At 29.0% G+C, this 12548-nt stretch carries 11 protein-coding genes; 10 read left to right on the top strand and 1 reads right to left on the bottom strand.

All coding sequences use genetic code 11. The features are described 5' to 3' along the window. Positions 1–78: 78 nt before the first annotated feature. From Q6H37_RS11980 to Q6H37_RS12025, 10 genes are all read left to right on the top strand, one after another. Positions 79–999 (top strand): ABC transporter ATP-binding protein, encoded by a 921-nt coding sequence (locus tag Q6H37_RS11980; protein ID WP_318742155.1) that lies wholly within the window; start codon positions 79–81, stop codon positions 997–999. Continuing rightward, the gene (locus Q6H37_RS11985; RefSeq protein ID WP_318742156.1) at positions 992–1714 is read left to right on the top strand and encodes an ABC transporter permease; all 723 of its coding nucleotides are present in this window, start codon (positions 992–994) and stop codon (positions 1712–1714) included. Before Q6H37_RS11980 ends, Q6H37_RS11985 begins: the two co-directional genes overlap by 8 nt. 208 nt (positions 1715–1922) lie before the next feature. Beyond that, complete coding sequence (locus Q6H37_RS11990) at positions 1923–2933, top strand: alpha/beta hydrolase (RefSeq protein ID WP_318742157.1); 1011 nt, start codon at positions 1923–1925, stop codon at positions 2931–2933. 9 nt (positions 2934–2942) lie between these two features. Continuing rightward, entirely contained in the window at positions 2943–4793 is a 1851-nt protein-coding gene (locus Q6H37_RS11995; RefSeq protein WP_318742158.1) for a serine hydrolase domain-containing protein, read from the top strand. Between the two features lie 127 nt (positions 4794–4920). Next, on the top strand, positions 4921–5628 hold the full coding sequence (locus Q6H37_RS12000) for a response regulator transcription factor (RefSeq protein ID WP_318742159.1): 708 nt from the start codon (positions 4921–4923) through the stop codon (positions 5626–5628). A 5-nt stretch (positions 5629–5633) separates the two neighbouring features. After that, entirely contained in the window at positions 5634–6575 is a 942-nt protein-coding gene (locus Q6H37_RS12005) for a HAMP domain-containing sensor histidine kinase (RefSeq protein WP_318742160.1), read from the top strand. A gap of 179 nt (positions 6576–6754) precedes the next feature. After that, positions 6755–7522, top strand: coding sequence for an ABC transporter ATP-binding protein (locus Q6H37_RS12010; protein WP_318742161.1), 768 nt, complete (start codon positions 6755–6757; stop codon positions 7520–7522). Then, entirely contained in the window at positions 7509–9407 is a 1899-nt protein-coding gene (locus tag Q6H37_RS12015) for an ABC transporter permease (protein WP_318742162.1), read from the top strand. The genes Q6H37_RS12010 and Q6H37_RS12015 overlap by 14 nt, the downstream gene beginning before the upstream one ends. Positions 9408–9479: 72 nt before the next feature. After that, positions 9480–10154, top strand: a complete 675-nt coding sequence (locus tag Q6H37_RS12020) for a response regulator transcription factor (RefSeq protein WP_318742163.1) — start codon at positions 9480–9482, stop codon at positions 10152–10154. Further along, entirely contained in the window at positions 10151–11164 is a 1014-nt protein-coding gene (locus tag Q6H37_RS12025) for a sensor histidine kinase (RefSeq protein WP_318742164.1), read from the top strand. Before Q6H37_RS12020 ends, Q6H37_RS12025 begins: the two co-directional genes overlap by 4 nt. 132 nt (positions 11165–11296) lie before the next feature. Here Q6H37_RS12025 and Q6H37_RS12030 read toward each other — a convergent pair whose 3' ends face one another. Beyond that, positions 11297–12481: an MFS transporter gene (locus Q6H37_RS12030; RefSeq protein WP_318742165.1), complete on the bottom strand. Its 1185-nt coding sequence runs from the start codon at positions 12479–12481 to the stop codon at positions 11297–11299. Between the last annotated feature and the right edge of the window lie 67 nt (positions 12482–12548).

Consider the following 12548-nt stretch of genomic DNA (forward strand, 5'->3'; position numbering starts at 1 on the left):
AGATAATTAAAAATAACGAAATTAAAAATAACGAAATTAAAGGACACGCCTGCTTAAGCCGAAAGGAGAATTAATATAGTGGATATCATATTAAAAACCAGCAATTTAACTAAAAAATATAAGGATAAAGTAGTGGTAAATAAGCTAAATATGACAATAAATAAAGGTGATATATATGGATTTTTAGGACGAAATGGGGCAGGAAAGACTACTACTTTAAAGATGATAATGGGACAGGCTACTGCAAATAGCGGTTCTATAGAAATATTTGGAGAGACAATAAGCAGCAGTGATTACAAATACAAAAGCAGAATTGGCCTAATACTGGAAAATCCAACATTTTATCCAAAGCTTACAGCAAAGGAGAATTTAGAGGTTTATAGAAGATCTATGGGTGTCCAAGATAAAAAAAGAATAGATAAAGTTTTGAATTTAGTGGATTTAAGTGATGAAGGAAATAAGAATGTAGAAAAGTATTCCTTGGGAATGAAACAGAGATTAGGAATGGCAAGAGCACTTCTTAACAATCCAGAATTTTTAATTATAGACGAGCCTACAAATAGTTTAGATCCAGTAGGCATAAGTCAAATTAGAGAAATTATATTAAAGCTTAATAAGGAACGAAATACTACTGTACTCATATGTAGTCATATTTTAAGTGAAATAGAACTGATGGCAACCAAAATAGGTATTATTCATAAGGGGAATTTAGTAGAAGAAGTTCTCTATAAGGAATTAGAAAAAACAAATAAATCTTACCTTCAAATTAAAGTAAATGATCAGAAAAAAGCTTCTATTATTTTAGAACAGAAATTTGGAATAAATGAATATAGGATTTATGAAGATAATATCATTCGAATTTTTGATAATTCATATGAACCTGAAGATATCAATAAACAAATGATAGAAAATGGGGTTTTAGTAAAGGAATTAAAAGTAAATAGTGAAGCTTTAGAAGATTATTTCTTTAGATTAACAGGGGGTGAAAAAAGTGTTTAATTTGGTGTACTCAGAAATATTGAAACTTAAAAAGTCAAAAACAATTTTATTTATAATTTTAATCAGTATATTTTTTCCTGCTTTAGAGTGTGTGCTTACACCTTTTAATACTGAAGGACAAATATGGTTAACTTATGCTGGAGGGGCAGAAGATTTGACATTTGGTTTTGTGGGTACAATAGCTTTTATACTTTTATCATCACATATTTTTATTAGAGAATATTCATATGATACTGTAAAATTGATGTATAGTTATCCTTTAAGTAAAATATCAATATTCATAAGTAAATTATTTACTATATACATAATAATAGCATTAATATATATTTTACATTTTACAATACTATTTGGTGGAGGTTTGCTTGTAATACATAAACCACTGACGAAAATATTTTTCTTAAGCCATGCATCAGCTTACGTAATTTCTATGATGTTGGAATTTTCAATAGTACCTCTTATAATTTTTCTCATTAACATATTAAAAAATACAGCAGCATCAATTTTTATTGCTGTAGTTACTTTGACTTTAAACTTTTTTATGTATCAGACTAAGAGGAATAGCTATTGGCCATTAATGCTGCCATATATTCCAATAAGGAAACTTCAAATTAGTCAATTTGTAGATTTAATGCCATCGATAAAGTTAGGCATAATAACAGCAATTGTTGGAATACTGTTGTGTATATTTCAATTATCAAAAGAAAGAGATATTTAATAGTATAAGCACTGAAATTGTATTTTTAATATGATTTCAGTGCTTTTTACATCAATAGTTTTTCTAGTATCAAGGTGGGGATTTATGAGATGAATTTTAAGTTGTTTATAAAAATCGTAAGAAAATCGTAAGAAATACTAAAGTACATTGTAAAAATTAATCTATATAATTATATCTTGTAAGTTAAAAGTTAGTTAGGAGTGGACATATGAATAATCAGATAACACGTAATAAAAGAATTACAGGTAAAAGAAAAAAATTTTTAGCAGGTATTAAAAAATTCTTAAAAGGTATGGCAGTAGTAATAGCAGTAATACTGATAATGGGATTTGCATATGAAAAATTTGGACAGTATTCTGATAGTAAGAAATATAAACCTGTAGGTAAAATAATTAATGTAGATGGACATAATATGCATATTTTTGCAAAAGGAAAGGGAGATGCTACAGTGGTATTTGCATCTGGTTGGGGAACTCCATCTCCATATGCGGATTTTTACCCATTGTATAATGAAATATCCAAGCATACAAGAGTAGCTGTTTATGATAGACCAGGATATGGATGGAGTGATGTATCAAAAACCCCTAGAGATATTGATACAATAACAAAAGAGATGCATGAATTGCTTGTTAAATCTGGGGAAAAAGCTCCATATATACTTGTTGGACATTCTTTGGGTTCACTTGAAGTGGTAAGATTTGCTCAGATGTACAAGGATGAAGTAAAAGGAATTGTTATGATAGAGGGAGGGAATCCAGAGTATTATTCAAATGAGAAACAAGAGGGTGTAAATTATGTATTGATTTCATCACTTAGTAAATCTGGAGCTTTCAGAGTAATATTTAACATACCAAGTTTAGCTTCTTCTATAAATGCACCAAGAAATAATCTTGCATTAGTGCCAAAGGATTTAAAAGAACTTGATAAAGCAATGTACTTGAAAAACATGACTAATAAAAATAAAAATGATGAGTTAAAGAATGCAAAAAATAATGCCACTGAAGTAGTATCAAATGGTAAATTAGGAAGTATACCTCTTAGAATATTAACTTCTGAAAGTGAATCTAATGGGGAACTTAAGTGGAAACAGAGTCAGCAGGCTTTTAAAAATTGGTCCACAGACAGTAAACAAATAATGGTTCCTGATGCAGGTCACTACATACATCAATATAAACCTGAAACCATAAATGAACAGATATTAGAAATTTTAAATAAATAGTGGAAGGAAATGGCGATTAATTCTATGATAAAAAGAATGAGTATGAAAAAAATATTTAGTGTATTATTGATGATGTTGATTTTGTTGAATTTTAATTGTACTTCTCTTGTATATGCAAAAACAACTGATTTGAGTACAGATAAAAAAATAACTGATTATATTGATGGAAAAGTTAATGAGTTAATAAAAAATAAAAAAGCAAAGGGTGCTAGTGTGTCGGTAGTTAAGAATAACAATGTACTCTTAAGTAAAGGTTATGGTTATGCGGATGAAAAAAATAATATTAAGGCTGATGGTGAAAATACGGCATTTAGGATTGGTTCAGTGTCAAAGACTTTTGTAGCATTTGCAGCAATGCAAATGGTTGAACAGGGTAAACTTGATATGAATGCACCTATAAGCAAATATCTTGGAGAAGATTCTCCAAAATTAAAGTATCCTGTTACGATGCATGACTTGCTTACACATACTGCTGGATTTGAAGAAAAAAGTTCAGGACTAGCTATATGTCAGAATGCTAAAGAAGAGCCACTAGGATCTGTACTAAAAAAGTATCTTCCAGCACAGGTTTTTAAACCAGGAGAAGTTGAAGCTTATTCAAACTATGGGGTTGCACTTGCAGGTTATGTAATTGAAAAAATATATGGAAAATCTTTCAGTAAGTATGCAGAGGAAAATATATTAAAGCCGTTAAAAATGGACAGTTCTACCTTTGACCTCCATAAATCGTCTGCATCATTAGTTTCAAAAGGGTACAAATTAGATGGTAGAGAAGGAATAGAGTCATTAATTAATATATATCCTGCAGGTTCCATGACATCAACAGCAAGTGATATGGCTAAGTATATGAATTTCTTGATGATGGATGAGGATTCATCTGTTCTTGGAAATAAGGCAAAAGAAATTATGTTTAGTCAGCAGTTTAAAATGGATAAAGAATTTTCATCTAGTATAGGTTATGCATGGGGAAGAAATGAGAGAAATGGACATTTTATATATTTGCATGAAGGTGGAACAGATAATTTTTCTACAATTATTTTTATTATTCCTGATCAAAAGCTTGGAGTTTTTATATCAGCTAATACACAGTGTGGTGAGTTTAGTGAAATTATAAATACTGTATTGGACAGCCGATGTGGAGTGGAGCAGAAGAAAGAAGCTTATAGTGGTAAAAATCAAGCTGATATCAGTGGAAATTACATTTCTGTAAGAAGCAGTTTTAAAAGTGATGAAAAGTTCTACAATCTTTTAAATACAGAATCAGGGTTACTGCATATATCAGGTAATGTTAATAAAGGTTTTAGCTTGAATGGCAAGAAGTTTACTTCTATTGGAAAAGAGATGTATTGTCATCCTGATCTTGGAAATGTAAAACAAATTGAAAAAAACGGAAGAATCTATATTACAAATGATGATGGACAATCATTTATACGAGTACCGTGGTATGAGGGGTTTACATGGCAGATTTCAGTTTTGGGGTGTTTTGTTATTTTAACAATTGTTGGATCATTTATTTCTGTTGTTTCTTTAATAAGAGGTATTGTAAATGAGAAAAAATCATTGAAATATTCTTTGCTTGCAGAAATTCCAACACTGCTTGTATTCGCAGCAGCAGCCTATACGTTTATTCACTTGTTTCTTTTCTTTGATAATGTTGTGTATTCAATGGCAGAAGAAATATTTACTTTTACAAAGCAAGTATCTGAATTGATTAGTATACTGGGATTTTTTGGCGTATTATCTACAATACATTTCTGGTTAAGAAAGAGAAATGTATTTATCCGCTTGTTTTATGCAGCTTGGAGTATATCATATATTTTGTTTGTAGTTTGGTTGATTCAATCGAATCTTTTATTCTAACTTCTTCAAAAGATAAAAAATTATTTTATGATAAAATAAGTGATACAAGGTTAATAATAACAGATTAAAATAATTCAATGATTATAAACTATTATATGTTAAAATAGTCATTAAGAGGTGAGTTATTGTGAATGCTGTAAGTAACATAAAAATGTTGGTAGTTGAAGATGATAAAGAGATTAACACTTTAATTAGTAAGGTACTTGAAAAAGAAGGGTATGAAATGGTACAAGCATTTGATGGTAGGAATGCTATGGATAAATTTAATTTTGACGGAGAATTTCAGCTAATAGTGCTTGATTTAATGGTACCTTTCGTAGATGGCTTTGAAATAATAAGGAGAGTTAGACAAAAAAGTACTGTACCTATACTTGTAATATCAGCGAAAAATACAGAAATGGACAAAGTATCAGCTATAAGCATGGGTGCAGATGATTATATTGTAAAACCATTTTCATTAAACGAGTTTGTAGTTAGAATAAAAGCTCTTATACGAAGATATATATACTTTAATAGTGAGCAGGAGATGCATGAATCTGCTATAAATTATAAAGATTTAGTAGTTGATATAGAAGCTCATACCATATTAAAAGGAAATCAATTAATAAAAGTTACCCCTATAGAATTTGAAATATTAAAATTATTTCTTTTAAACCCAAATAAAGTTTTTACTAAATCTCAGATATATGACAGTATTTGGGGACAGGATGCTTTAAGAAATGATAATACAGTTATGGTTCATATAAAAAGACTTAGAGATAAGATTGAGCATGATGCGGACAGTCCTGAATATATATCAACAGTATGGGGAATTGGATACAAATTGGGAGAATAAATATTATGTATAAAATATTTATGATTATGAGTATAGTGATAATTATAGCTTTGCTTTTAATAATAATTTCCACCAGAAAAAAACTAAAACATATCAAAGTAGTTTTGGATGATGTACTTTCAGGTAATATAAATAGAAGAATTACATTAAATAACAGTGAAAAATCTATAGAGGATTTAGTTAACAGCATAAACAATATGGCAGATAATATGTGTGAAATTGAAAACGAAAAGAATAAGAAAACTAATGCTATGTCTAGAATGATTTCAAATATATCTCATGATTTTAAGACTCCTCTTACATCTCTAATTGGTTATATTGAACTCATTAAACAAAGTAATAATCTGAGTATAGAAGAGCTGCGTGAGTATCTAGATATTATCCATAGTAAAGCATATTATTTAAATACAACTTTAGAAAATTTCTTTTATTTATCAAGGTTAGAATCAAATGATGAAAAACTTAAGATAGAAGAAATAAGCCTAACGGATGTAATACAAGAGCAGATAGTATTTTTCTATAATGATTTTAAAGATTTAGGCATAACTCCAGATATAAAAATACCTGAAGAAGATATGTATGTCTTAGCAGATAGAATTTCAGTAAATAGAATAATAAATAATCTGCTATCCAACAGTTTGAAATACGGAAAAGATGGAGATAAAGTTGGAGTATCAGCAAGAGAAGATGATAATTATGTTTATGTGGAAGTATGGGATAATGGCAAAGGTATTAGTGATAAAGATTTAAAATTAGTATTTGAAAGATTATATACTGTGGAAGATTCAAGAAGTGCTATGATAAGTGGAACGGGTATTGGATTAAGTATAGTTAAGCAGTTGGTAAAAGCTAATAAGGGCACAATAACTGTTCATAGTGATCCTTTAAAAAAAACATCATTTACATTTTCACTGCCTAAAAGTAAAAATCTCAATAATGATTTTTAATGAAATGGAAGATTAAAAAGGGATTTACGCAATTCTAACTCTAATAATCGCCTCTATATCCTTACATTAATGTAACATTGATTTGCTCATATTGTAAGGTAAATAAATGGCGTATATTATAAATGCTTTGTATAATTTAGTTAAGAATTGAAATTAAATATTAAGGAGATTTACAATTTATGAAGGTATTAACTGTACAAAGTATAAAAAAAGTATATGGCGGACGTCATGGAGGAAATGTTTCAAATGCATTAAATGGAATTAGCTTTGAAGTGGAAAAGGGAGATTTTGTTGGGATTATGGGTCCATCAGGAGCAGGAAAATCCACACTTTTAAATGTTATAGCTACTATAGACAAGCCTATTTCTGGTAATGTAAACATAGGAGGCAAAGATATAGTGCATTTAAAGGAACCTGAACTTTCAAGGTTCAGAAGAGAATGTTTAGGGTTTATATTTCAAGATTATAATTTGCTTGATACCTTAACTTTAAAGGAAAATATAATACTGCCTTTAACGCTTTCTAAAGTTAGTGTTAAGAAAATAGAAAGAAGTGTAGAGAAAATAGCAGAGGCTTTAGGCATAGAAAGTATACTCAATAAATATCCTTATGAGGTGTCAGGAGGTCAAAAGCAGAGAACAGCTGCAGCTAGAGCCATAATAACTAATCCAGAACTTATATTGGCAGATGAACCAACAGGTGCTCTTGATTCTAAGTCATCAAGAGAATTGCTTAATTGTATGAGTGAATTGAACAAGGAACAAAATGCTACAATTTTAATGGTAACTCATGATGCTTTTGCAGCTAGTTTTTGTAGGAGAGTTATATTTATAAAGGACGGTAGTTTGTTCACTGAAATAATCAGTAATGGAAATAGAAAAGAATTTTTTGATAAAATTCTAAAGGTATTATCAGCACTTGGAGGTGAAAACAGTGACCTTCATTAATTTAGCTGTAAATAATGTTAAGAAAAACTTCAATAATTATATTATGTATCTTGTAAGTGCTGTATTTTCAGTTATGATATTTTATATTTTTTGTTCTATTGCTTTTAATGATGTATTTGTAAAACTTGCAGATAATAAGCCTACAGTTAAGCTTATATTTAAGGCTTCGGCTATTATAGTTGCTTTATTTTCTTTTATATTCATATGGTATTCAAACAGTTTCTTTTTAAAGAATAGGAAAAGAGAAATAGGTATATATTCTATGAGTGGTATGGAAAAAAAGCAAATTGCAAAAATGTTATTTTATGAAAATTTAATTATTGGCAGCTTATCAATAGTTTGTGGAATAGTTTTAGGAGTGATGTTTTCAAAATATTTTTCACTTATGCTCATTTACTTAATGAGGGAAACTATAAGTATAAAATTTATTATTGTTTTTAAAGCTTTTTACATAACTATTTTAGTATTTTTTATACTCTTCTTATTAAATTCTATTCACAGTTACAGTATAATATATAGGTATGAGGTAATAGAACTTTTAAGTGCACAAAAGCAGGGAGAAAAAACTCCAAAAGCATCATGGTTTATGTCAATGTTATCATTAGTTTTTATTTTATCAGGGTACTTTATGTCTTATAATAAAACTACAGTACAGCTTATAAGACTGGGTATACCAATAGTTGTTTTAGTATCTATAGGTACATATATGCTTTTTAATAGTTTAATTATAATATTTGTACAAGCTATTAAAAAGAATAAAAGGTTTTATTATAGAGGACAAAATATGCTGTCTACAGCTCAAATCCTCTATAGAATGAAAAGCAATGCAAAAACTCTTTGTATTATTTCTCTTTTAAGTTCAGTAACCTTGACTTCCATTGGAGCAGCTTATTCTTTTTATAAAACCACAGAACAAGATATAAATAGGAGTATACCTTTTTCTTATGAGTTTATGAATACAAATAAAGAATTAAGTGAAAAAATTGAAAGTGTGATAAATAAATACAATGATAATAAATTGATTTCGGTAAATAATTTAAAGCTTATAAATGCAAAGGTTAATTTGCCTGTGCTTCAAAAAGATGATTTTGAAGGGAAGATAATATCACAAAGTGATTACAATAGTGTAATTGCTATAAAAAATAGAGGAAATAAGATATATTTAGGAGATAATGAATGCTTACTTATTAAATCTGGTGAAGTATCTAATAAAGAAAAAGATTATATCAATAGTAAGACTTCAATTAAATCAGGCAATTTACAAATGGATTTTAATATTAAAAAAGTTACAGATCAGCAGGTAGTAAGCTATTTCATAACAACAAAAACTATTGTAGTTTCGGATAAAGCCTTTAGTGATTTAAGCAGTAAGGGTGAAGTTATTAATATAAGTGGATATTTAGTTCAAAACCCACAAAAATCAAAAGAGCTTACTAAGGAATTAAGTAAAGTTGTTCCACAAGGAATATACATAGATTCCTATTACGATACTTATCAAGGATTTTATAAGGGCGGAGCTGTATTTATTTTTATTGGAATTTTTTTAGGAATATTATTTTCCCTAGCAACAGGAAGTATAATTTCCTTTAAACAATTAATGGAAGCAGCTGATGATAAAAAGAGATATTTAACTTTAAGAAAGATAGGAATGAACAAGAAAGAAATAAAGAAGTCTGTAGCAAAACAATTATCAATAACTTTTGGAATGCCTTTAATAATTGCACTTTGTCACAGCACAGCAGCTTTAATGGTATTTCAGAGATTAATGAATGAAGCAATAATGAAATATTGTATAGTGATACTGCTATTTTATATATGTATTTACTTTATATATTACATTGCAACTGTAAACTCCTATACTAATATTGTGTGGGGGAAAGAATAATAGTACATTTTTTTAAGGAAAGGAAATATAATATAATGAACTTAGTGCAGGTTCATTAAGTAAGGTGTGTTTATGTTTAAAATACTTGTAGTTGAAGATGATGAAATCATAGGAGAAGAAATAATTACTGCTTTAAAAAAGCAGGTATATGAGAGCAAAAAAATCGAAGATTTTAATATGGTAATAGAAGAATTTATAAAATATAAGCCAGATTTGGTGCTCATGGATATAAACTTACCAGTTTATGATGGCTTTTATTGGTGTGGAAAAATAAGAATGCTTTCAAAGGTACCTATAATTTTTATATCTTCAAGGACTGAGGAAATGGACATAATAATAGCAACAAATATGGGCGGAGATGATTATCTTACTAAGCCATTTTCTATAAATATCTTACTTACTAAAGTAAATGCGCTGCTCAGAAGAACCTATGCTTATTTTAATGATTTAGAGTCAGATGTAATTACACATAAAGACTTAATACTAAACTTAAAAGATGACACTATTATGTGTAATGGCAAAAGTCTTCAGCTCACTAGAAATGAATTTAAAATACTTCATATACTTATGAAAAACAAAGGTTCCATAGTAAGTCGTGATAGAATTATAAGAAGTCTCTGGCAGGATGAGAGCTTTGTTGATGATAACACTTTGACTGTAAATATTACAAGGCTCAGAAAAAAACTTAAGGATATTGGACTGGAAAATTACATTCAAACCCAAAAAAGTATGGGGTATATAGTATGAGTTTAAAAGAATATTTAAGGGATAGAAGAAGTTTAATCATTTTCTTTATTACATTAATGATATTTATAGGTGGAGTAATTTTCTTTGATAAATCCATAAGAATGTTAAAATCCAATGCGGAATATTTAGTTACAGTTTCTTTTTTGATGTTCTTAATATATCTTGCAATTGATTATAGTATAATTGCCTGTCATATAAGTAAAATCAAGAAGATACCTAAGGAAGGATTAGATTGGATTTACAGCTTACCTTCTCCTTTAAGCTGGGAGCAAAAAATTTATTTGGATACAATTAATAAGTTACATGAAAATGCTAATATACAAATAGAAAAGCTTATTGACAATAACAATGAAAGTGTTGAATTTTTAACCACTTGGGTTCATGAAATAAAAACTCCTATTGCAGCTTCCAAGCTTATAATTGAAAACAATTTAAATAATGACAATGAAAAATTATTATATGCAGTAGAAATGGAAATAGAGAAGGTTGAAGATTATATTCAAAGGGTATTATTTTATTCTAGGATAAATGATTTCTCTAAAGATTATAGAATAGATACTGTTAAAATTGAACAGATTGTGAAAGATAGCATAAAAGGTGAGGCTTCTTGGTTTATAAACAAGGATATAAAATTGGAAGTAGAAAATTTGGATATAGAGGTTAATTCTGATTACAAATGGCTTAAATTCATAATAAAACAGGTTTTAGATAATGCCATAAAATACACAGCTAAGGGTGGAAATATAAAAATATATGCTAAGGTAGAGCAAAAGGAGAAAATTCTTTTCATAAAGGATAATGGTATAGGTATAAGAAAAGAAGATATTGAAAGGGTTTTTGAAAAAAGCTTTACAGGTTACAACGGAAGGGTAAAGCAGCATTCAACAGGAATGGGACTTTATATAAGCCAGAAGCTTGCAGGAAAGCTAGGACATTATATAACTATAGATTCTGAATATGGTAGCGGGGTGGAAGTTTCAATTCACTTTCCTTTTATGAGTTATATGTAATTTGAACAAAAGCTATGTATATAATGAAGTTTGTTTTCATATTTATACATAGCTTTTATTTTGGTATAGAACGTTTATTACAGCTTATTATATAGTTTGTTAGTTTATTTAAGTTATAAATAAGTCAATTTCTTAGCTAGCTTGTTTTTTAAAATGTGGCTTTTTTATAAGATAGTAGCTTATAGAAGTAATGCAGCCTACAATTGAAATTACAGCTAATGTTAAGTAAGCAGTAGACATATTTGCAAAATCAATGATATTTCCTGCTAAAAGGGGAAATGTTGTCATGCCAATTGCATAGATTGCTTGGAAACATCCCATGGCGGTAGATTTTTTATCTGCACTTATGCCATCCATGGCCTGTGCAGTAAGGTGCGAGAAAAGAATTCCTGTAGACATTCCAGGTAAAATTTGAAAAATACAAATTAAATAAATAATATGAAGGTTAGGAATAGCAATACAATATACTGCTATAACACAAAATACAAAAGAAATCCAGAACCTTGGGCCTTTTTTAGAACAAAGCTTTGAACTAGCAAAACCAGCCCAAAAAACTGATGACAGCATGTAAATAATTGAAGATAATCCCACAATAAAGGAAGAAGCACCTAATCCTTTAATTATTTGAGAAGTAAAGGACATAGTTGTTGTCATTTGAATACCTTGCTGTATAAGTGCTAGTAGAGAGAAAAATATCAATTTTCTATTTAAGCATACTGATAACAAGCTTTTAGTGGATGGGGAAGAAGTATGAGCATTATTTCTTTCTTTTATAAATAAACTTAATATAACACCTAATATTCCAGCAGCTATACTGGTTGTACAAATAAAATTCATACCAAGTTTATCATAAAATAGAGTACTGGTAATAAATCCGCACAACATACCAAAATTATTTGCTAATATGATTTTACTAGTAGCTTTTTGCTGTTCCTCTCTTGAAAAAAAACTCATATAAAAAATCATGAAACAAATCCACATTGCAGATGCAAGTCCAGAAAAGATGTTTGCAATTAAATAACCAAATCCATTTGGCATGATAACACGAAATATAGATGCTGCACCTGAAGAAAAGGCACCAATCATGATAAAACGCTTATGTCTTCCGCTCTTATCAGCCATAACGCCTACAGGAAGTCTTAATACCAATTGTGAAATTCCATAAGCACCAACAATAGTTCCAATCATGGAAGAAGTTACACCAATGGAAGCAAGATAAGGTGTTTGATATGGAATATAAACATATTGTCCAAACCAAAATAGTGAAACAATTAAAAGTAATAATTTTTTTTGGATAGACTGTTCGTTCTCATTCATAAAGTTAATTCTCCTTTGTTAAAAAATAATAAGCCCCTCCAAACATCCTTAGGAGGGGCAAACACAA

Source organism: Clostridium sp. JS66 (assembly GCF_033561535.1).
GTDB lineage: Bacteria > Bacillota > Clostridia > Clostridiales > Clostridiaceae > Clostridium_AM > Clostridium_AM carboxidivorans.